Origin of the sequence: Gluconobacter sp. NFX36, from assembly GCF_049887835.1 — a bacterium.
In the GTDB taxonomy this organism is placed as follows: domain Bacteria; phylum Pseudomonadota; class Alphaproteobacteria; order Acetobacterales; family Acetobacteraceae; genus Gluconobacter; species Gluconobacter japonicus_A.
The window spans coordinates 301,073-323,710 of the sequence record NZ_JAGEKJ010000002.1 but is presented as its reverse complement, the minus strand read 5'-3'; the positions used below and the strand labels follow the sequence as shown (position 1 = coordinate 323,710).

Sequence of the window (22,638 nt, the reverse complement as noted above, 5' to 3'; positions counted from 1 at the left end):
TTCATGACCAATAGATCTCTGTCCTCAAGACGCGCTTTTTTATATAGCAATTGCTATATTTATCAGCATATACATTCTGAAAATTCTCCCCTCAGATCATTCAAGAAGTTTACACTCTGCACAGCCCTCCTTGCAGGTTTCTTGTCCACCGCACAGGCGTCAGAAACGATATCCACTACGGATCGCGATGACGCAGCCTCAAAGAAAAAACAGGCACACGCAGAGAAAGCCTCCAAGCAAGAGCAGATTACCGTTACAGGCCACCTGGATCAGGCGCGTGGTCGCATTTTTCCACGACTGGGGGCGGTATCCTACGGCATTGATCAGCGCCAGATCCAAGCCACACCTCAAGGCCAGAATGCGTCCTTCAGCCAGATTATGCTGAGAATGCCTGGTGTGGTGCAGGACAGTTATGGCGAAGTGCATGTGCGAGGCGAACATGGTGGCCTGACCTACCGCGTCAATGGCGTCCTTCTCCCAGAAGGCTTGAATGGCTTTGGTCAGGAACTCGATACGCGGATTATCCAATCCGTTGACCTTCTTACCGGCACCCTCCCTGCACAGTTCGGTTTTCGAACCGCCGGCATTGTGGATGTTCACACAAAGACCGGATCAACGCTCAAGAGCAATCAATTGTCCCTTTATGGAGGGAGTTACAATACATTCGCTCCCTCCCTGCAACTTGGTGGATCAAAAGGACGATTTGAATATTTCACCACGTTCTCCTTTAACAGAAACACCATTGGAATTGAGAACCCAACAGCATCCTTCCGAGCCACACACGACCTGACACAACAAGGTAAAGGCTTTGGTTATTTTTCATGGCGATTGGACGACAACAATCGAATTTCGCTTCTGACCAGCGCGTCCTATGCTGATTTTGAACTGCCAAACACCACGGGTTTACAGCCGGTTTATCAACTGGAAGGCACAAGCTGGAACGATCCATCCGTCCAATCCCGCTTTTTGAACGATAGCCAGACGGAACAGAATTATTATGCCGTCGTGTCCTACCAGCACAGCGCCGAAAAACTGAACCTCCAGCTTTCTCCTTATTTCCGTTACGGTCGGATTGACTATACGCCTGATCCTGTGCGCGACCTTGTGTTTCAGGGTGTGGCAGAACATGAGGTCAATGACTTCACGACGGGTGGCGCACAGTTTGACCTGTCTTACGACGTGACTTCGGATCATACGATCCGCGCCGGTCTGTTAGGACAATACACATCGGAACGTCTGGATACGAACTCTCTCGTGTTTCCAATAGATTCAGAAGGAAATCAAACCGCATCCACTCCGCTCCGCCTAATTGACAACACTGGCAATTGGTCTGCGGAAGCCGGCGCCTATATTCAGGACGAGTACCGCATCAACCGAAAACTAACATTCAATTACGGTCTGCGTTATGATCGCTTTGCATCCTCGTTTGGCAATGAAGGACAACTGAGTCCGCGCGCAAACATGGTGTGGAAGCCGCTCCGAAGCACCACTCTGCATATCGGATATTCACGATACTTCGCACCGCCTTCCCCGCAATATGTCTATCCGTCCACGCTCGCTCATTTTGCGGGAACCACAAATGCCGCGGCCAACCTGACCGATACGGCAACAAAAGTCGAAACTTCGAATTATGTGGATGCAGGTATTCTGCAACACATTACCCCTGACCTCCAGATCACAATCGATGCCTACAGCAAATGGGCTCATAATCTGACGGATCTGGGGCAGTTCGGACGCGCCGTTATTCTGGCGCCTTTCAGCTACAGACGGGGCCATGTTTATGGCGCAGAGTTCGGCAGTGCGTGGCGTCATGGCCCATGGTCTGTTTTTGGAAATTTCTCATATGTAAAAACCGCAGCGCGGGACATCAATTCCGCCGAATACCAGTTTGCCCCCGAAGAACTGGCCTATATCCGCTCACATGCCATCCAGTTGGACCATCAAGGGGAATATACGGCCAGCGCCGGAACATCCTACAGTAGCAAGCATCATCTTGCTTATGTCGATTTCCTATACGGTTACGGTCTTCGTAGTGGTTTTGCCAATCTGGACAAGCAGCCCCAGTACGCAATTTTCAATATTGGTTACCAGTACACCCTCACCCACGTTCCGCTTGGACGGCATCTGAAAATCCGTGCTGACGTCGTGAACCTTTTCGACAAACGTTATCAGCTTCGTGATGGCAGCGGCGTCGGGATTTACCAGGCGCAGTACGGCCAACGCCGGGGCACATATTTTTCACTCGTCTCGGATTTCTGAAACCTTCAGGCTCGATTCAAGCCTGAAACACCCTCCTTTCGAAAAAGCGGCTGTCCCGCCTGAGGTCGGACAGCCCAGATCATCAGAAAAGCACCATAAAGCAGGGCAACACCATCAACGATGAGACTTGATGTCGTCGCATGAGAGAAAGGCATTACAAAAGCGGCCGAGACCGGCATCAGAAATGTCAGGACTGCCGACGCGACCAGCAGCAGTCGAATTGCCAGCCGTTCCCGAAAGCAGAAACAGACAACCACACAGGAAAGAAAAGTTGCAAAGTAAACAATTTGAACTGGCAACATTTTTCCCACAACAGAGTGTAATGGCGCCACAGCCAGAACAGCAGAAACACCCGCGACACATCCGAGAGAGCAACCGATTGTCAGCGAACAAAGAACACGGGTTGCACGCGTATCTTCCACCCGTCCACTCCCCCGTTCCCTTCGTCTACGAGAGACAATCCAGAGCTGGTTTCCGGCATAAAACATGAATGCCCCAGCCAGTCCCAGAACAGCATATCCCCAACGCACGCCTTCTCCTCCAAAACTGCCAAAATGCAGAACGAAGAAAGACGTCAGAACAGCCATCGGAAAGGTTTGATGCCCTGGCAGATAATCCGTTGACAGCAATTTACCACTATAGGGATCGATCCCGGCAAAACCTCCACTCGCTCCTCGGGCACCATATCGCGGATCAGAGCCCGTCACACGCAACGCAAGATGCCCGCCATGAGAGCGATCGTAGATCAAGGTTTCCGGCGAAAAGCCGGGAGCCTGCTTGGCAATAGCGACTACAATTTGAGCAGGCTCCAGCGGAACACGAAGATCACCAGAAATTCGTTGCTGTTGACGCCCTTCAGTTTGATCACTCGGTGAATGCCCATGCATTTGCTGGTGCACGACTGATCGGCCCAGAAGAGCGTGTTCAGCAACATAAATTTCATCATGAAATGCAAATACAACGGACGTCAGAGCCATGATGATATGAAATGGCAACGAGAACAGCCCTAACATGCTATGCAAATCAAGCCACATGCGTTTGGCATTCTGCCCAAGTCGAATTGCAAAGAGATTTTTAATCAGGCCCGGCAAAACAACAAGCGTGCCTGAAATCAGTGCGACCGCATATAAAAGCGCCACTATCCCCATAAATAACCGCCCAGCTTCATGGGGCATCCATAAGCCCACCTGCTGATGCAGAATATTGATGAAATGCGCGGCTTCGGAGGGAGATTGCTTTATGGTTACCAGAGATCCGTCTTCTGCCAGGGCGGAATAATTTGCTGCTGAAGGTCCGTGCATTCTCTGTGGCACGCCCCATACGAGAGTGGCCGGCTGAGACGGCGTTGGATGGAGAACAACTGTATAGGAATTTCTGGCTTCAGGATGCTGTGCAAAAGTTTTTCCCAACAGTTCTGGCACACGCTCCAATGCAACAGGAGGCGGCAAAGAGACTGGTGGAGAGGCCCAGTCCTGCAAAGGGCGTTCAAACATCGTTATGGCACCTGCATAGAATGCCACAAACAGGAACAGACCGCAGACAATCCCGACCCAGCTATGGATTTCACGATACATCCGGACGATGTCGGCACGGATTTTCATGACATTACACTCCGAAGACCCATATAAGCGCCCCAGAGCAGAATGTTGATGGCCCCCAACACCCCCCAGGCCCTCCATCCTGTTCGAAACATGAAACACACCCCCAAAACAGCCGTCCAGACCGGAGCAACAAGCCACATCAGATACTGGGATGCCGGGGAACGTGGGTCTCCATTCGTGTGGCAGAGCAATCCGACGATACCCACGAGTGCGAGCGACAGCCCCAGTCCAAGTACCAAACCGGCACTGGCTTTAGGAAACCAGTTCTTGCTGGAAAGCGGTGTGGACGTCATTGCGTTTTAGGCCTCTGCTTCAAAAGAGCCACCCCAATTGGCAACAGGCTCCAGACACTCATTAAGAGTGTCAGCAGAACGAAAAATGCTGTTCCACTCCCGTAAATCATGAGGTGAAAAAGGAAGGACAGGCAGAGTAGTCCGCTCCCGGCAAGGATACATATCCGCTTCGAGAGAGGGCATTTCCATAGCTGTTGCGCTGGCGCTGCGAGATACAGAAAAATTGCCCCAGCCAAACCGATCAGTACTGCAAGCAACGTCATCATCATGCTGGTGCCGATCATATTACCAGCGATACTCCAAACGCGCCGTCAGGTTGCGACCCTGCCCATAATAGCAGGCGGAAACAGCCGTACAGGTCGCTACGAACCTCTTGTTGGCAATGTTTCGTGCGTTAAACGAAAATGACAGCCCTTTGTATCGAGGGTGAGCAAGAGCAAAATCATACCGCAGAAACAGATCGAACAACGTGTAATCCGGGATACGAAGCTTATTGGCCGTATCACCAAAGCTCGTACCTGTATAACGAACGCCGCCACCCAATCCGAGACCTGCCAGAGTTCCATGCTGGATACGCTGATCCAGAAACAGGGATGACATCCATTTCGGGGCCTGACCAAGATAATTACCAACCTGGGAAGCCGTATTGGATCGGGTAATTTTGGCGTCACTGCGGGTGCCGGTAAAGATGACTGACATATCCCAAGGCAGATTGGCCTTCCCCTCCAGTTCCAGTCCACGGACACGTCCCTGCCCTGTCTGTACAAGACATGTGGCTGTGCCACACAGACGACCAGCGGGATCGGAAGTGGTCATGTTGTTCTGGGTAATCTGGTAGCCCCCAAACGTGACGTAGATGCTTTTCCCGTACTGATAGCGAATGCCGCCTTCGTACTGATCGCCAGTCGTTGGCTTGAATGGTTTACCATCCACAGATGTTGACGGATCAGAGACCTGAGGCTGGAAAGACTGCGCATAGCTGAAATAAGGAGCAAGGCCATTATCAAACAGATAAACGGCCCCTGCACGCCATGTGAACGCGTTTGAATTGGTGATGTAGCGAGACTTCGTCAGAACATTCAGAGTGTCATCACGCGCCCAATCCTGGCGGCCACCGATCGTTACGCGCAGACGATCGAACTTGAGCTGGTCCTGAAAATAAATACCGTTCTGCTCACTTACTGTCGCTGAATAAACCTGAGGATTCAGCCCAGAAGAATACCCCGCACTGCCTCTGGCCTGCGGATTGAAAATATTCAGTACAGGCAAAACAAGCGAAGAACTTACAAGGTCGCGACTATGCCGCCAATTCGTGTAAAAATAATCCGTTCCAACCAACAGAAGATGACGCACAGGACCTGTCTGAAGGTGCCCCTCAAGTTGCGTATCAGTTGTTACGCCCTGGGACTGGCCTCGCCCTTCTACAGCACGCCGGCTAACCGTTTCCCCTGCAACGCATCCGGCAATCGCCGCCGTACATTTCGATATCGTATCGCCTGACAGAACCGTGGCGCGATAAAGTGTGTTGAGATAGGTATAACGCGTATTGTTTCGTACCGTCAGGTAACGGTTGAATTTATGTTCGAAAAACGACCCGGCAAGAGCCTGATTACGATCGAACGTATCCCAGCTTGGCTCGCCGATATTGGCATCATTTGCAATATATCGGCCTTTAGAAGAATAAAGTGTACCGGTTGCAGGAAGAAACTGGAAGGTCGATCCTCCCTGATCTCTCTGATACTGAGCAAGAAGCGTCCAAGTTGTGCGCGGTGTAATTTTCCAAGTCAGGCTGGGAGAAATGTAATAACGCCCGGTCCGGACCTCATTGACCTGCGTATTTCCATAGCGAGCCAATCCAACAATACGTCCTGTAACGGTGCCACTTTTGTTGAGGCGGCCAGAAACGTCACCGGAAGCCTGTCCCTGCCAGTTCGACAGGTTGGTAAAGCCACTGCTTTGAAGAAAAAATTCACCCTCACTTTTTTCAGTCGGGCGTTTGGTTACGAGATTGACCACGCCTCCTGGTGCCGTCTGCCCATAAAGGGCGCCGGACGGCCCCTTCAAAACTTCAATCTGCTGAAGCGCAAAGGGGTCAAATGATGTTCGTGTCCACTGGCCACCAGAGGGCAGACGGAGACCATCCACGAAGTTATTGTTTGATGAGAACCCGCCCGCACCAAACCCACGGACTGACACTTCATCCACACGGCTATCAATCCCTGATGGCTCAGCCTGAACACCTGCTGTGTACGCCAGTGCATCGGCAATCGTCGGCGAGGCTCGCAGTTCAATTTCCTCACGACTGACGATCGAAATTGACTGGGGGGACTCAATAATGGGCGTTCGTGTCTTTGTCGCAGAGGATGCGTGTGACATGCCTGTCGCAGTCACAACGATGATCTCTTCTTTGGATTTCGATACTGCCCGGGAGGCGGTTTGTGATTGAGTTTTCTGGGACGTTTTCTGCTTCTTCCCGTCAACGTCATCTGAAGTGGTAGGTCTCTCCGCGCCTGCGGAAACCGAGGTCAACCCAGCAAAAACGAGAACAGGAATCAAAGTACGTCTGGCGAATGGAAAAGACATGTGCGGCCCACCGAGATGCAATCGGAAATGCCGCCTCATATTTGCAATTGATAATCAGTGTCAATTGAAAGGCGCATTTTGAATTGCATCAAAAAGCGTCTGAGCGCTTTCAGATGCCTTCACACAATGAGATACCCCTTGGAAATCAATATATTACGTATCCGCAATCAGATACATTCAGGGACTGGCCCGAAAAACATTCCATCCAGTATGTTGAACAAGCCGCTCCAACGCACGTGTCCCAAGCAGGGAATTACCTTGCATGTTCAAGCCCGGCGACCAGACTGCGACGGACGCCACCCCCGGAGTAATTGCAAGAATGCCGCCGCCCACACCCGATTTTCCAGGAAGACCGACACGAATGGCGAAAGAACCAGATCCATCATAATGGCCGCACATCATCATGAGGGCCAAAACAGTCTGGGCATTACGGGTTGAGATGACGCGCTCTCCCGTACGGGGATTAACCCCGCCGGTCATTAGATAAGTTCCTATTTCAGCAAGCTGACGGCAACTCATGGTGAGGGCACACTGATGAAAGTAAAATGCCAGAGTTTCATCAACCGGATTGTGAATATTTCCGAATGTTCGCATGTAATTGGCGAGAGCTTTGTTACGGAACCCTGTTTCTTCTTCCTGACTGGCCACATCACGGTCGATAAAAATGGTATCAGGATCTGCACTCAATGGACGAAGAAGGTTCAGAAGCTCACTCTGGGCACCTTCCAGCCCATAATGTGAAACCAGAATATCCGAAACAACGATCGCTCCGGCATTGATGAATGGATTTCTTGGAATGCCGTTTTCGTTTTCCAACTGAACAATCGAGTTAAATGCACTCCCGGAGGGTTCCTGACGCACGCGGCTCCACAAGCCTGCGTCTACCGCATTCAAAGCCAGCGTCAGACCGAAAACCTTGGACACACTCTGGATGGAAAAAGCCTCTTCGGCATCGCCCACAGTATGACTGGCACCTTCTGCATCAACAATGGCCATACCAAACCGCCCCAGATCGACCGACGCCAAAGGGGGAATATAGTTCGCCACCTGCCCCCGATCTGTCTCAGCACGCATTTCGTCTGCGATTTCTGCAATCGTAGCGGTCAGTGACGTCATGGAATATTTCTCCAGAGCAGATTGGGCGCTGTCGTCACGCCTCAGGAACACTTATTTCTTACGGTGAAATCACACGATGCCGGACGACCTCACCAACAATCACCAATGCTGGAGAAGATACCGACGCAGTCGCTGCCTGATCGGCAATCGTCGAAAGCGTCCCCGTCAGAACCCGCTGGGAAGGCTGAGTGCCCCGTTCGACAATGGCGACTGGCCAGTCTGAGGGAAGACCATTTTGGATCAGACCCGTCATCAGGGCTGGCAACGTGGATATTCCCATGTAGATCACCACAGTCTGACGCCGATCTGCCATGTCGTCCCATGGCAGATCCAGAACGCCATCAGCCCGCGCATGCCCCGTGACAAAAAGACAGGCCTGCGCGCAATCCCGGTGGGTTAATGGAATACCGGCATAGGAGGCGCACCCGCTGGCGGCAGTAATACCCGGCACGACCCGGAATGAAACACCAGCCTCTATAAGAGACTCAATTTCCTCTCCCCCTCGCCCGAAAATAAACGGGTCACCCCCTTTAAGACGCAGCACGCGTTGCCCTGCCTTCGCATAACGAACCATCTCTGCATTGATCGCCGATTGGGGCATGGCATGACGGTCACGCTGTTTGCCCACAAAAATCAGTTCAGCATCCCGACGCACACGCTCCAGAAGGACTTTTGGAAGAAGGTTATCATAAAGGACGACATCAGCATTCTGCATGAGATGCAGCGCTTTAAGCGTAAGAAGATCCGGGTCGCCCGGGCCACCACCGACGAGCCAGACCTCTCCGGCCTTTTTCTGCTCTGTCAGAAGCTGATCCAGCACACGATCAGCGCGAGCATCCTCAGCGGAAAGTGCAGCTTCAGCGCCCGGGCCATCCAGAAAGTCTTCCCAGATCCGTTTGCGATCCTGAACAGCCGGATAATGAGCAGAAACACGGCTTCTGCGAGACTGCATGTAAGCGGCAAGCTGGCCAATCCCTTCCGGCATCCAGCTTTCAATCTGCTCCCTCAACCGACGAGCCAGAACCGGTGCGCCACCTGCCGTAGAAATAGCAACCCGCACTGCCCCTCTACGGACCTGTGCGGGCGTAATGAACGTCGAAGGCTCCGGATCATCCACTGCGCAGACAGGAATATTCAGGCTCTCGGCAAGCGCTGCCACACTCCGATTAACCGCCCTGTCATCCGTTGCGGCATAAACAAGACGGCATCCTGCCATAACCTGTCTGAGCATCTCATCGTCAACCCGGCCACCCACATGCCAGGCCAAACCTTCATCTACCCAGTTCTGAACAATCGGGTTCAATGCCTCCGCAACGATCTCGATCCCTGCTCCATGATCGAGCAAAAGCCTCCCTTTGTTGACGGCGACTTCGCCCCCCCCAACAAGCAGAACACGTGCGCCCTCAAGGCGAAGGGAAATGGGAAACCAGCCTGTCTCAACCCCGGATGCGGGCATCTCTGTATCCATACACTTTCAGAAAACGGTTCCGGAAAGGAACACCTTTCTCTTCACTACACGCCCGCTCCTGAGAGGCAAAGCCAGTCAGAGTACGGATGGCTACAAAGGCAACATCGCTTACATGGGCAGAAAGTGTTTTTTAGCGGTAACCATATCCACCTCCGCCACCCATGTATGGACCATGATGATGGTGGTGGTGATGCCAGTCATGATCGCGAGATCCATAACAGGCCATCAGGGGAAGCATTAAACCAAAACCCAGAAATAATGTCGCAAGACGCTTCATCAACCATGCCCTCCTTCAGAACTGACGGAAAACTATTTCGGCAATATGGCCTGATTCAGGCGAAATCTGAAGGATGGATAACCGGGACAGAAAGTCTTTTCTGAAAGGAGCGTTATCTTTTCCAATGATTTGGCTTATAGTCCCAATACGTGCCGGGAGATCTCTTTCGTGTACCGCCCAGCCCGGAGTGCGCCATGGCCCAGTTCCTCGTCAAAGCCTTTAAGTCCCTTCAGGACGGAGTTGGTTTTCCGGTTCTTTTGGGTATTCTGGCGGCCCTGGTACTCATCGGATACCTCGTCCTGTCTCTACTGCTCACATGAGTTCGCAACGACAGTCTGAATTTTATTGATCGCCTGCTCTTCAGGGGCGCACGATACCCACTGACCGGAACTGACTGAATGACCACAACCGAGATCGAAAGACGTCTCGAGTTCCTGCGTGAAGCGTCCAAACTGAAAGACGTTCTCCGTCGTTCCTTTACACACGATGGCCAGCGAGAGAGCACAGCAGAGCATACATGGGGCCTGTGCCTTCTAGTCATGACCTTCGCAGATTATCTTGAAGGCCTCGATCTGCTGAAGCTGTTGAAAATCTGTATTTTGCATGATCTTGGGGAGGCCATTCATGGAGATGTTCCGGCAATCTCCATCGAAGCCTCTCTCAACAAATCCCAACAGGAGCGCGAAGATCTCCTGACCATCATGGCGCCGCTACCTGACACACTCAGGGCCGAGTTTCTCCAACTCTGGGACGAGTATGAAAACGCGTCCAGCCCTGAAGCCCGCATGGCCAAAGCGTTCGACAAGATCGAGACCATCTGGCAGCACAATAACGGTGTTAATCCCCCAGATTTCGATCATGGCTTCAATCTGACCTATGGTCGACGTTACACAGATCATTCCTCTCTCACCCGGGCGATAAGAGACGTTCTTGATCGGGAAACGCGGCGGAAGTCAGAAAAAGCATTCCTCTGATACCCCGTCACTATCGTTCTGTTGCTCGACAAAACGGACTGTATCCGTCACAACAAAGCTCTCCTCCCGTTGGTACGACAAAGGCTTCCGCCCGATAACCGTACCAAAAGCTTTAAGGTCCTATTCCACGGAGATCAGCAGAGCGACAATGACTAGCCGCTTTCATGGCCGACCTGCTGCCGCTGCATCTCGTTTCCCTTTACGGAAGCTTTCCTGTTATGGCCTTGGAGCCGCTCTGTCCTGCGGAACCACCCTGGCACAGACAGACACGTCTCTTTCACAGAGTGCGCCTACACGATCCACGCAAACAGAGACTCCCTCCACCACAGAGCGAATTGTCGTCACAGGGCACAAGCCTGAGGGGTCAGTCATTGGCGCTCCTAAACCACTTATGCAGATCAGCGCGGATGAGATCCGCTCCTATGGCGTCGACACTGTTACTGATCTGCTCACGACTATTTCTCCAGAAACACGGTCTGGCCGTGGTGCTACCGGAAATGCGCCCGTTATCCTGTTGAATGGTAAACGGATCTCGGGCCTTCAGGAAGTCAACGATCTCCCGTTCGAGGCCATATCGCGCGTCGAGATCTTTACGGAAGAAGAAGCCCTGCGTTACGGCTATGCCGCAGATCAGCGCGTCGTGAATATCATCACCGTCAAGCAGTTCCGTGCCGTGAGAGCCCGTACCTACGGAGAGACCTCAACTGATGGCGGGGGCGAAAACGGAGCCCTTTCACTTAGTTTCACCAAACTGCATGATGATCGACGCATCAACCTCAGCGCCCGTTACACTGCCAGCGCATGGCTGCGGGACAGCCAGCGTGGCGTGGTGCCGCCCGCAGCCAATTCACTTTATTCCACACAGGGAAACCTGACCTCCCCCGATGGTCAAAGCCTTGACCCGGCACTCGACAACCTTGCCGGGGAAAGCGTTACAACAGCAGGCAGTCCATCCCTACCTTACGGACAGGCCGCGACACTGAATGACATTCTACAGTCCGCAAATTCACTGACCAGCAGCACGAATGCGTCTGCCTATACCCTGCAACCGCGCAAGCATGAGCTTTCCCTGAATGGTGTTTATGCTGATCACCTAACGAAAGACATCACCACATCCCTCAATCTGAGCTTTGACCATCAGGATCAGATCAGTCTTCAAGGCCCGGCGCGGGGGATCGTCACGATACCGTCGGGGAATGCCTATTCGCCCTTTTCGCAAGATATTCTGCTGTATCGAAGTTTCAGCAGCGTCCGGCCTCTTCAGCAAACCGGGCACACCGAGACAGGTCATGCAGGCCTGAATTTCAACGGTGATCTCGGGGACTGGAAATGGAATGGGAAAGGAAGTTACGACTACGCCCAAACAGTCACAGAAAGCCAGACCGGCCTCTCCCTCATGGCAGCACAGACGGCGTTGAACAGTGGTGATCTGTCTTTCGACCCGTGGTCCACCATTGCTCCCTCATGGCTGAACAGTCGGGTTGTCAATCATGGCCAAACAACCAGCAATCAGGGGCAGATCAGCGGCCTACTATCAGGACCGGTTTTTTCTCTCCCCGCAGGGGACGCTTCAACAAGCATTGCTGCGACCGGAACACTCAGCCAACAGAACGCAACATCCACGGTGAATGGAACAACGTCTCGTTCGTCAATCAGCCGGGATGTCGGTACTCTGAGACTTAACGGTGATCTGCCAATCGCCAACAGAAAGCAGCATGTTCTGTCATTTCTTAGCAAACTTGATGCCAATGTGAATGGAGCAGTCACTCAGGTGTCCCATTTCGGAACACTCGGTACGCTTGGCGGTGGTGTCACATGGTCTCCCACAGGATGGATCCAGCTTCCTTTCTCGGTCCTGCAACAGACAGAAGCTCCAGCCGCCTCTTCTCTCGTCGCACCAACGATCGAGACCCCCAACGTCACAACCTATGACTATGTCCGGGGCGAGTCCGTACAGGTCACAACCATTTCCGGCGGCAACCGAAACCTGCGCTCTGCAGACCGCCATGAACTCAGTCTGGGCGCCATTATTTCTCCGCCGTTTCTGGAAGGATCACGTCTGCATCTCAATTATGTGCATGACAACACACACCATCCCGTTCTTTCGCTCCCAAGCCCGACAGCAGCCATTCAGGATGCCTTCCCCGGGAATTACCAGCGAGCCGCTAACGGCGTTCTGGAAACAGTCGATCTACGTCCTGTAAATGTCGAAAGTGAGAAGCGTACCGAATGGAATGCCACCTTCTCCTTGTCACGTTCTTTTGGAGACGATCATGAAACATCCGGCCATAAAAGACATAATGATGGTGGCACTAAAGGACGGTACTATATCGTCCTGACACAAGTCTGGGGCCTGAATGATACCGTCAGACTAAGGGCAGGACTTCCTGCTATTGACCTACTGAATGGTGGCACGGTTGGCGGACTGGGTGAAAAACCCAAACATGAAGTCGAACTTCAGGCCGGAGCTTACAAAAATGGCCTCGGCGTCAGGCTGGATGGGAAGTGGCAGTCAGGGAGTTCAACGCTCGGAAGCACGTCGGCAGGAAGCCTGTATTTTGGCAGCCTCGCAACACTCGATCTCTCCGTTTTCGTAACACTGGGAGATCTTCCACATTGGCAAAACCGGAACTGGGCCAAAAACTTTCGCATCATGCTGTCACTGGATAACGTCTCGAACACACGGATCCATGTGCATAACGGTCTGGGCGTTACACCTGCAGGCTACCAGCCTGCATTCATGGACCCAATGGGTCGAACGATTGGTCTTTCCCTGCGCAAGACACTCTGACACAGGAAAGGATTCTGAGACTCAGAGTGTATGTTGCAGGATCGTCTGAGCCGAGTGTTGCCAGGACACAGGCTTGAAGCGACGTTCGATCTCATCAGCCCAGCATTTCAGCTCATCGCGATCTTCTATAGCCTTCCCGATAACGCGTGACGCATCATGCAGATTCAACGGATCGAAATATCGCACCAGTCCTTGGTCACCCGTCCTTTCGGCCAGCGGTTTCGAAGCCAGACAGGGCTTGCCATACTGAAGGCTCTCGAGAGCCGGGAGACTGAGATCGCCTGCCAGCGAAGGATCCACAGTAAACAGACAATTCCGATAAAGAGCGTCACGTTGCGCATCGGATGGCGCACTGACAAGCAATACCTGCCCATTCAGCCAGTCGGAATTTTCAAGCTGCTGCATGAGGTCACTTACCAGCCATCCAACCTGTCCGACAAAAACAAGTTTCGGAAGAGAGCCCTCAGCCATTTCCTTTCGGAGATGGCGCCACACCCGCAGCAGAAGCTCGTGATTCCTGCGCGGCTCAAGCGTTCCCACACAGAGAACATAATTCCCTTCGAGGGGTATTTTCCTGGCAGCCTGTCGGGACACATTTCCTTCTGTCGGAGTAGGCCCACTTCCCACGGGAACCGTCACAATTGGCTGCAGAAGCGGACGTTTGATATGCGCCAGATAGCCCGTCACCTCTTCGGCGACAGCATCGCTTCTGACGAATACCTGGTCAACCAAAGGCAGAACAGTGCGATGCCAGGCTTCGTAATGAGTGTTCGTCGTCTTCGCAAACCATTCAGGATATCGAACAGGGTGAAGATCATGCACGAAAAGACCGAATTGCACGCGCATGACATCCCGAAGCCAACGTATGGTCTGAGAATAATCCGGTCGATTCCAGCTTGGTCCCAGCGCCAGGAAAAAGTCACCCGGACGTGCCAGATCCTTAAGAGGGGCTCCGTTCAGAAACGCTGAATGACGGCTCTTTCCGGTTGCTCCATCGTTTTTAGACAAGATAGAGCGACGGGCCAGGTTTTCCTGCCATTGCTGAGCACCGTATCTTGCGGCTGCTCCAAACCAGCCCGATGCGGCTCTCAGAACCTGAAACTGTGTTCTAAGAACATCTGCAATACCCGCGACGTGTGGGGGGGCAGCCCCGTTCCGGGCCTTAGAATGTTTCTTTGCTTCACTCTGCCGTCCGATCACATGCAGAGCCCCTGTCCGATACTGTGTGACGACAGGCAGATCCCTCACATCTGCCCAGTCCACAGAAATCCAGTCCTGCGGACCACCTTTTCGACGCACGAACCCAGTCCGATCTGGCGCACAGGCTTGTAATGCCAGACAGACCTCAACAAGAAAGCGTCGAACATCCTCCGAACAAACCTCTAAAGAAGGCGAGGTGAACAGAACATCCACATCAATCCAAACCCTGTTCATCAGCCGGCCCTCATCTCAGGCTGTTGTGACGAACGGTGAGCGACCTCACAGGATTTCAGAATAGCCCTGGCCGTATCAGACCACGGTGTCGGCTGAAAATCCCTACGGATATGCTCTTCCCAAGCTTTCAAGCCTTCACGATCCTCAATGGTCTGGCGAATGGTGCGATAGACATCCTCGAAATCATACGGATCGAAATACCGTGCAAATTTGCCTCCAGCTTCGGGAATGGATGTCACGTTGGACGCAACGCAGGGCCGCCCAAAAAGCAGACTTTCCGTTACCGGTAATCCCCATCCCTCGTATAGCGACGGGAACACCGTAAAGAGGCAGTTCCTGTAGAGGCCTCGCAGTTCTTCATCACTTGGTTCGCGGATCAAACGAACCTTGCCGTTCAGATACTCCGTGTTCTCCATCTGCTGCATCAGATCTTCCACCATGGACGCAGGCCGCCCCGCGAAAACCAGCGTGGGAATATCTTCGTAAGCCTTTTCCCGCAGTAACCGCGCCCAGACCTGAAACATCAGAATATGATTCTTGCGCGCCTCAAGGGTGGAAACAAAGAGAACATAGCTCCCGGCAGGAGGTAGCCCCGGAGCCTCTGCCTCTCTGGTCGCAACCGTCATATCTCCGAACCCCCCACCCATAGGCACGACCCACGGTGCCTGATTCAGATGAAGCCTGCGTTGGGCCAGGAAGTCCTGAACATCCTTTCTCGTGGCCTCACTGATCACCATGATATCACTGCATTGCGGCACCACATTCTCCAGCCACCCAGAGAATGTTGAGACCACCTGCGGGGGAAACCACTCTGGACATGTCAATGGAATGAGATCGTAAATCAGCAATACCGGCTTGAGGCCATACGTCTTGCGGATCGCGTGAAGCCGCTCGCCAAAAGCAGCATCCGCCCATGCCGCCCCCATGACGAGGAAGATATCCCCAGGCTTCATGCCTCCTTCGTAATAAACGGGCTCCGCTGTCCGAACGGGTATCCTTTTCGAAGGTGTCGAGTGTCGGACAACGGACCGATTCCTTAAATCTCTTACCATCCGCAGGACGCGCATCTGCAAAGTGCCGGCTCGCAACAATGGTCGTCCCAACGGCTCTGGCATCTGCTCGAAGTTTCGAATCAACGCGTGCCGTATTCTATTGAACTGTCTGAACACCATTGCTTTCGCAGATGGTGACTTCAGAAGAGATTTTCTCTTCGTCTTTTTCCGAACAGGCGCGGTGACAGCGTTCGCTTCATCATCCGCCAGTGAGGCAAAGAGATTTTCGATATCCTGAGCGGACACGATACAGGCAGGGTTCCCATCAACGCCCTTGCGCACATACCCGATATGCACCTCCTCCGGCTGAGGAATGCATCCATGCAAAACCTGAAGAATTTCATAGACCTGACGCTGTATACCACTCGGTCTGCGATTATGCTCCGCGTACTGGAAGATATCCTGCATATCAATCCAGATGGTATATGCTGCCATGCTTCTCCCTGCTCTCAGGCAGCCGCCCGATCACCTGCTCATTAATGGTTTTTTAACTCAGTTGGCCGGTGGTATGGAGCACGCTCCTCAAGAATACAATATGGCACCGGCAGTTGAGACGTCGCCCCTGCTGAAGTCATGAAATTCTTTGAAATATTCAATGATTTACAAGTTGCACAGATCAACAACCGTCAGGCCAATTCCTGAGAAACTCGCTGTCGCTTGACATCGCATTGCCTGCCGAAATTTCACAAGATTTAAGAGGCTTCTCCCCCTTGCCTCCAGCTTTGGGTGCTCTTGTTACCCGAAATTTTTTTTCGTTCTAATCCATGATCTCACAACGGAATCCCGGCGCATTCTTGAAAATGCAACGTTCGGTCATAAAATGTGAGTTTTGATTTTCGCATAAAAGCCTATCTCTGAGGCCGATAAGTTACAACGATCTGACAGTGATGAAAGTTTCCCTCCCCTGATGTCGGACGAACAACCGTCTCTACAGCCACTAAAAGCGGTCGGCGGCCGGCGTGTCATGAAAAATGTGAGCGTTCTTTTGGGAGGGCGCGCCATCAATGCCCCGCTCAGCCTCGTTCACATCTGGTTGGCGACCCATCTTCTCGGCAGTCACGGGTTTGGTTTAGTGGCCATGATGTATGCATTTGCCCGGACAATGAGTGACCTTGTGGATTTCCAATCCTGGCAGACTGTTCTGAAATATGGACTGCATCCTTTGACCGACGGGGATTTTTCCGGCTTTCAACGTGTTGTTGCATTTAGTTTTCTTCTGGACGGCATTGGCGGCCTGATAGGTTGTACAGGAGGGATCGCCATCAGCCTGTCCGGCATGACACTCCTAGGCTGGCCTCCGGAAATCCATGTCATTGGCGTCGTTTTCTGTGTTTCGATCCTCTTCATGGCCTCAGCGACCCCAACAGGACTGCTCAGCGTCTTCAACCGGTATGATCTGATTTCCATTCAGGGGGTTGTCGCCACGATTGTCCGCGTAATCGGTACGGCCGCTCTGACCGTCACTGGCGCCTCTGTCATGGCGCTCGCTGCGGTTTGGATTTTGGCAGAAGTTGCCGCATGGGCGACTCTGAGCGTCATGGCTTTGCGCGAACTGATGCGTCGCAACCTGATCAAAGGTCTCCCTACGGAACTCTGGAAGCTTCTCCCGGACCTTTCCAACGGAATTTTTTTTCAAGCTCATCCAGGCATCCGCCGGTTCGCGCTGGCCACGAACCTCAATTCCGCTCTAGCTCTGACCTTCAACCATATCGGAACACTGGTTGTTGGAGCCTATGTTGGGCCTGCCAGTGCCGGTTATTGTCGCATTGCCAGCCAGATTGCCTCTGGTATCGCCAAACCGGCCTCTATCATCCAGACAACCGTCTATCCGGAAATGGCCCGCCTGTGGCGTGAACATGCCATGACACGTCTGTACCGACTGGCTCTTCAGGTGACCCTGGCAGCCGGCGGCATTGGCACATGCCTGCTAATTGCGACGCTGCTGGCTGGAAAACCACTTCTCCAACTCTATATTGGCCATAGCGGAGCGGTTCAGACACTCCCCGTGATCCTGTGGCTCCTTGCTGCAGAAGTCGTCGCTGTCTGGGGGCTTCCGCTGGAGCCTCTGCTTTTCACAACCAATCGCTCGGGAGCGGCCACGTCTGTCCGCCTTCTGGATTGCCTCGTGTTTTTCCCTGGGCTTGTGCTGGTTGTTCGCCGCTATGGACTGGACGGTGTTGGCCCCATGACTCTTCTGGGCGTCACACTCCTGATCGGTCTGCAGCTTTTCCTTGTCCTTCGAACCCCTACATTGCGGACGGCAAACGGACTATGAAAGTCGTCTTTCCCTTGATTGCACAGCGTCATCAGACGCTGCACGCCCTGCCGATCGCGCTGGAAATGTCCGCGCGGCACCCTGAAATATCCGTGCACGTCGCCTGCCTGACCAGCAGCCATCTTGAATTGGCCCGGTCACTGGCAGCTCTCTATCCGGAATCGCGCGTCCAGTTCGACCTTCTCCCTATTTCGGAAAATTTGCGCCATCGCATTGAAGCTCAGGGCCTCCGTGTGCTGGACAGACTGCTGGGCCTTTTCTTTTCACGTCGGTATTTCCGTGGCTTCGAAGCAATCATCGTCCCTGAAGCAACCTCTCTGCAGCTTCGCAACATGGGTGTGCGCGCACCTCGCATGATCTGGACAGGCCATGGCGCAGGTGATCGGGCTATCGGCTTTGCACAGCATCTACGGAAATTTGATTACCTGCTTGTGCCAGGCAGAAAAGTCGAAGACCGCATGCTGAAGAACGGTATTATCCGCCCGGGATTTTATCATCGTGGAACATACGCGAAGTTTGATCTGGTTCGGCGAATGCATGCCCGCAGACAGCCGCTGTTCAGCAATAATCGCCCAACCGTTCTATATAACCCGCATTTCGTACAGCGTTTCTCATCCTGGAAAGCCATGGGGCGCGACCTTCTGGACTTCTTCGCCAGACAGGACCAGTACAATGTGATCTTCGCGCCGCACTTCCGTCTCTTTGACAATAATCGTGATGAGGGAGAAGCTCTCAAACGGGATTATGAAAGTGTCTCGCACCTTATCGTTGATCCTGGCAGTCAACGCAGTATCGATATGACCTACACCATGGGTGCAGATCTCTATCTCGGGGATGTCAGCAGTCAGGTTGCAGAATTCATGATAAAACCCCGTCCCTGTCTGTTTCTGAACGCTCATGAGGCAGACTGGCAGAATAACCCGAATTATCAGTCATGGACGCTCGGGCCTGTTACGGATAATATCACCCATCCCGCTGATGAAATTGTTAAGGCGTTTGAGACGCACTCACGTTTCCTTGAGATTCAGCGTCAATATGTACTAGAGACATTCGAAACTCTAGGCGAACAGCCTACGGCGCCCGCTGCTGCGGATGCCATCGTCGATTTTTTACAGAAAGCCGCCTGATGTCCGGCGACCCCAATGGAGCTAGTCTAGGTTTGACCGAGGACAACCAGAACCCCATCGCCCATCCCGCTCCAACGCCAAGCCGTTCAGGTCTGGTCAGACGGTACGGAGATTTCCCAAGCTTCGCCGCAGCGCTTGATTATGCAGCCCAGGGCGAGAGTGGATTCAACATCTACTCCGGACGTGGACAGCTTCTGGAAGCCCTGCCCTACCGCGTCCTGCGCGAACAGGCGATCTCGATGGCCCGACGCCTTCTGGGCCTCGGACTGGCTCCTGGAGACCGTGTCGCGATTGTCGCGGAAAGCGACGGCGATTTCGCACGCATTTTCTTTGGCTGTCAGTATGCGGGCCTGGTTCCTGCTCCCCTGCCTCTTCCGGTCGCCTTTGGCGGCAAGGAAGGCTATGTCTCCACGCTTCGTGGCATGATTCAGGTTGCCGCTGCCCGTGCAGTGGTCGTGCCGGATGTTATTGGAAGCTGGACGTCCGATATCGTGGACGGTCTGGACCTGATCTTTGGTGGCTCTCCCGCCGATCTGCATCGCCATGCCGAGGCCAGTGTCGACCTGCCGGAAATCAGCTCTGAAGACCTGTCCTACCTCCAGTTCTCGTCGGGCAGCACACGCTTCCCGATGGGTGTTTCCGTCACGCAGGCCGCCGGTATGGCCAATGCCCGCGCTATTGCCCGGGATGGCCTGAAGGTTCATCCGGCAGAAGATCCCCGCGATGACCGCTGTGTGTCCTGGTTGCCGCTTTATCATGACATGGGGCTGGTCGGGTTCTTCCTGACGCCACTGACATGCCAGTTGACGGTCGATCTTCTCCCGACACGCGAATTTGCACGCCGTCCGCATGTCTGGCTGGATCTGATTTCCCGCAACCGCGGCACAATCGCCTACAGCCCCTCTTTTGGGTATGAGCTGTGCTCGCGCCGTAGCGGTCAGGCCGATCTGGATCTGTCCTGCTGGCGTATTGCAGGCATTGGTGGCGACATGATCCGCCATCATATCCTTGAAGGATTTGCCGAGCGTTTTGCTTCAAATGGCTTTGATGCACGCGCTTTCGTTGCCAGCTACGGCATGGCCGAAGCCACACTCGCCATCAGTTTTGCTCCGCTGGACACAGGCATCCAAACCGATACGATCGACCTGCGGACTCTGGAAAAGGACGGGCTTGCCCAGCCTTCCAACGATCCGTCTCATGCTCTCCGAACATTCGTCCTCTGCGGCGAACCTCTGCCTGAGCATGAGATCGAAGTTCGTGACCCGTCAGGGAAAGTGTTGCCTGACCGCCATGTCGGCTGCGTCTTTGTGCGTGGCCCCAGCCTGATGTGTGGCTATTTCCGGCGCCCTGAAGAAACGGAAGCCGTTCTGGACGCTGATGGCTGGCTGAATACCGGTGATCTTGGCTATCACCTGAACGGACAGATTGTTGTCACAGGCCGCGCCAAGGATCTCATCATCATTAACGGCCGCAATATCTGGCCTCAGGATCTCGAATGGTCTGCTGAAAGCGAAATCAGCACCCTGCGCTCTCGGGACGTTGCTGTTTTTTCGGTTGAAACAGAAACAGGTGAGAACATCGTGGCTCTGGTGCAATGCCGCGCCACCGAAGAAGAAAACCGCAACAGTCTGCGTGATGAGGTGACCAGCCTTTTCCGTCGCCTGCACGGCGTTGATGTGAAAGTTGTTCTGGTTCCCCCACGCACACTGCCCCAGACATCCTCCGGAAAGCTGACGCGTGCCCGCGCGAAGGCAATGCTTCTCTCGGGTCAGTTCGATCTGGAACAAGAGACAAGTTCAGCAGCCTGAAAAAACGTCAGTCCGCTCTCCCTTGCACAGAGGGGGTAGCGGACTGACGTGCTTTGACGCATAAAGCGTCCCCAAAACTGCACAGAAGACCGAGAGTTCAATTTCATGACTGACAGCGTCGCCGGCATCTCCGGCATGATCATCGAAAAACTGCTCGCCAACCCGAAAGTCCCGCGGGACATCAATGGCAACAGCAAGATCGTCGAAGATCTGGCTTTCGATAGCCTCGCTGTCATGAATTTCGTCATGGAAATTGAAGACGAGCTGGACGTCTCTGTCCCGCTCGACAAACTGGCCGATATCCGGACCATTAACGATCTGGCAGCATGCCTGCACACTCTCAAGGCCAGCCAAGCGTGATCGATATCTTTGCCAAACATGCCGCACTTCGCGCTGCTTATGAAGGATTGACGGCGGTCTCGCCCCGTAATCCTTTTGAAGTCGTGATTGAACGGCCGCTTTCGGCAACCGTAGGGTTGATCGAAGGACGGGAGACACTCCTGTTCGGTACGAACAACTATCTTGGTCTTAGCCAGTCTTCGCGCGCAGCTGAGGCTGCCATTGAAACTGCCCGTACCATGGGTGTTGGCACGACAGGTTCCCGAATTGCCAATGGCACGTTCGGCCTGCATCAGCGGCTTGAACAGCGCCTTGCGTCTTTCTTTGGCCGCAAGCATTGCATGGTGTTCTCGACCGGATATCAGGCCAATCTGGGAACGATCTCCGCGCTCGTGAACAAGGACGACGTCCTGCTTCTCGATGCCGACAGCCATGCCAGTATTTATGATGGCGCAAAGCTGTCCGGCGCGCAGGTCATCCGGTTCCGCCACAATGATCCGGTCGATCTGGAAAAGCGTCTTGCACGCCTGAAAGATCATCCGGGCGCGAAGCTGATCATTGCCGAAGGCATCTATTCCATGACGGGGAATGTCGCCCCGCTGGACAAGTTCGTGGACATCAAGACGCGTTACGGCGCTTACCTGATGGCAGATGAGGCGCACTCTTTCGGCGTACTCGGCGAGCATGGTCGTGGCGTTGCAGAGATGCAGGGCTGTGAAGACGGGATCGACTTCATTGTCGGCACGTTCTCGAAGTCACTCGGCACGGTTGGCGGCTACTGCATCACGGACCATGACGGCGTGGACCTCATGCGTCTGTGCTCACGCCCCTACATGTTCACGGCATCCCTCCCTCCGGAAATCATTGCAGCCACTCTTGCAGCCCTGGATGATATGGAAGCGCATCCGGAACTGCGCGTGAAGTTGCAAGAAAATGCCGCCCGCCTTCACGCAGGCTTAAAGGCTGCCGGACTCCAGACAGGTGAGCATGTTTCTCCGGTTGTGGCTGTGACGCTTGAGACTATTCCGCAGGCCGTTGGCTTCTGGAATGCCCTGTTGGAAAACGGCGTGTATGTAAACCTGTCGCTACCGCCAGCAACGCCTGATAACCGCCCTCTTCTGCGGTGCTCCGTCATGGCAGCACACAGTGCTGAGGAAATTGACAAAGCCGCGGCTGTTTTCAAGGCTGTAGCAGAACACTTCCAAGCCTGAAATTACTCATCCAGGCATAAAAAAGGACCT

General features: G+C 53.6%; 17 protein-coding genes. 9 read left to right on the top strand and 8 right to left on the bottom strand.

Annotation, left to right across the window (positions count from 1 at the left end; all coding sequences use genetic code 11):
- Window positions 1–3: 3 nt before the first annotated feature.
- On the top strand, window positions 4–2,259 hold the full coding sequence (locus tag J4P41_RS03315; protein ID WP_426066092.1) for a TonB-dependent receptor: 2,256 nt from the start codon (window positions 4–6) through the stop codon (window positions 2,257–2,259).
- Between the two features lie 5 nt (window positions 2,260–2,264).
- Here the strand turns inward: J4P41_RS03315 and J4P41_RS03310 are convergent, their stop codons facing one another.
- The 6 genes from J4P41_RS03310 to J4P41_RS03285 all read right to left on the bottom strand — a co-directional run bounded on the left by J4P41_RS03310 (window position 2,265) and on the right by J4P41_RS03285 (window position 9,597).
- On the bottom strand, window positions 2,265–3,860 hold the full coding sequence (locus J4P41_RS03310; RefSeq protein WP_426066091.1) for a PepSY-associated TM helix domain-containing protein: 1,596 nt from the start codon (window positions 3,858–3,860) through the stop codon (window positions 2,265–2,267).
- On the bottom strand, window positions 3,857–4,153 hold the full coding sequence (locus tag J4P41_RS03305; protein WP_023945537.1) for a hypothetical protein: 297 nt from the start codon (window positions 4,151–4,153) through the stop codon (window positions 3,857–3,859). Before J4P41_RS03305 ends, J4P41_RS03310 begins: the two co-directional genes overlap by 4 nt.
- A 285-nt stretch (window positions 4,154–4,438) precedes the next feature.
- Entirely contained in the window at window positions 4,439–6,529 is a 2,091-nt protein-coding gene (locus J4P41_RS03300) for a TonB-dependent siderophore receptor (RefSeq protein ID WP_426066090.1), read from the bottom strand.
- Between the two features lie 384 nt (window positions 6,530–6,913).
- Entirely contained in the window at window positions 6,914–7,852 is a 939-nt protein-coding gene (locus J4P41_RS03295) for a glutaminase (RefSeq protein WP_426066089.1), read from the bottom strand.
- A 58-nt stretch (window positions 7,853–7,910) separates the two neighbouring features.
- Window positions 7,911–9,308 (bottom strand): siroheme synthase CysG, encoded by a 1,398-nt coding sequence (cysG, locus tag J4P41_RS03290; RefSeq protein WP_426066088.1) that lies wholly within the window; start codon window positions 9,306–9,308, stop codon window positions 7,911–7,913.
- Window positions 9,309–9,450: 142 nt separating this feature from the next.
- On the bottom strand, window positions 9,451–9,597 hold the full coding sequence (locus tag J4P41_RS03285; RefSeq protein WP_426066087.1) for a hypothetical protein: 147 nt from the start codon (window positions 9,595–9,597) through the stop codon (window positions 9,451–9,453).
- A gap of 194 nt (window positions 9,598–9,791) precedes the next feature.
- Here J4P41_RS03285 and J4P41_RS03280 point away from each other — a divergent pair, with 194 nt between their 5' ends.
- From J4P41_RS03280 to J4P41_RS03270, 3 genes are all read left to right on the top strand, one after another.
- A complete protein-coding gene (locus J4P41_RS03280; RefSeq protein WP_023945527.1) occupies window positions 9,792–9,917 on the top strand; it encodes a hypothetical protein in 126 nt (41 codons plus the stop codon).
- Between the two features lie 78 nt (window positions 9,918–9,995).
- Complete coding sequence (locus J4P41_RS03275) at window positions 9,996–10,571, top strand: HD domain-containing protein (protein ID WP_426066086.1); 576 nt, start codon at window positions 9,996–9,998, stop codon at window positions 10,569–10,571.
- Between the two features lie 148 nt (window positions 10,572–10,719).
- Window positions 10,720–13,362: a hypothetical protein gene (locus J4P41_RS03270; RefSeq protein ID WP_426066085.1), complete on the top strand. Its 2,643-nt coding sequence runs from the start codon at window positions 10,720–10,722 to the stop codon at window positions 13,360–13,362.
- Window positions 13,363–13,383: 21 nt separating this feature from the next.
- Here the strand turns inward: J4P41_RS03270 and J4P41_RS03265 are convergent, their stop codons facing one another.
- Complete coding sequence (locus J4P41_RS03265; protein ID WP_426066084.1) at window positions 13,384–14,796, bottom strand: glycosyltransferase family 4 protein; 1,413 nt, start codon at window positions 14,794–14,796, stop codon at window positions 13,384–13,386.
- The gene (locus J4P41_RS03260; RefSeq protein ID WP_426066083.1) at window positions 14,796–16,283 is read right to left on the bottom strand and encodes a glycosyltransferase family 4 protein; all 1,488 of its coding nucleotides are present in this window, start codon (window positions 16,281–16,283) and stop codon (window positions 14,796–14,798) included. Before J4P41_RS03260 ends, J4P41_RS03265 begins: the two co-directional genes overlap by 1 nt.
- A gap of 529 nt (window positions 16,284–16,812) precedes the next feature.
- Between J4P41_RS03260 and J4P41_RS03255 the strand changes: the two genes are divergently transcribed.
- The 5 genes from J4P41_RS03255 (at window position 16,813) to spt (ending at window position 22,608) form a co-directional block, all read left to right on the top strand.
- The gene (locus J4P41_RS03255; protein WP_426066082.1) at window positions 16,813–18,123 is read left to right on the top strand and encodes a lipopolysaccharide biosynthesis protein; all 1,311 of its coding nucleotides are present in this window, start codon (window positions 16,813–16,815) and stop codon (window positions 18,121–18,123) included.
- The gene (locus tag J4P41_RS03250; protein WP_426066081.1) at window positions 18,120–19,250 is read left to right on the top strand and encodes a sensor domain-containing protein; all 1,131 of its coding nucleotides are present in this window, start codon (window positions 18,120–18,122) and stop codon (window positions 19,248–19,250) included. Before J4P41_RS03255 ends, J4P41_RS03250 begins: the two co-directional genes overlap by 4 nt.
- The gene (locus J4P41_RS03245; RefSeq protein WP_231868523.1) at window positions 19,250–21,058 is read left to right on the top strand and encodes a fatty acyl-AMP ligase; all 1,809 of its coding nucleotides are present in this window, start codon (window positions 19,250–19,252) and stop codon (window positions 21,056–21,058) included. The genes J4P41_RS03250 and J4P41_RS03245 overlap by 1 nt, the downstream gene beginning before the upstream one ends.
- 105 nt (window positions 21,059–21,163) lie before the next feature.
- Window positions 21,164–21,418 carry an acyl carrier protein gene (locus J4P41_RS03240; RefSeq protein WP_007282203.1) on the top strand — a complete coding sequence of 85 codons (255 nt, stop codon included), beginning with the start codon at window positions 21,164–21,166 and terminating at the stop codon, window positions 21,416–21,418.
- Window positions 21,415–22,608: a serine palmitoyltransferase gene (gene spt, locus J4P41_RS03235; RefSeq protein WP_023945511.1), complete on the top strand. Its 1,194-nt coding sequence runs from the start codon at window positions 21,415–21,417 to the stop codon at window positions 22,606–22,608. Before J4P41_RS03240 ends, spt begins: the two co-directional genes overlap by 4 nt.
- The last annotated feature ends 30 nt before the right edge of the window (window positions 22,609–22,638 follow it).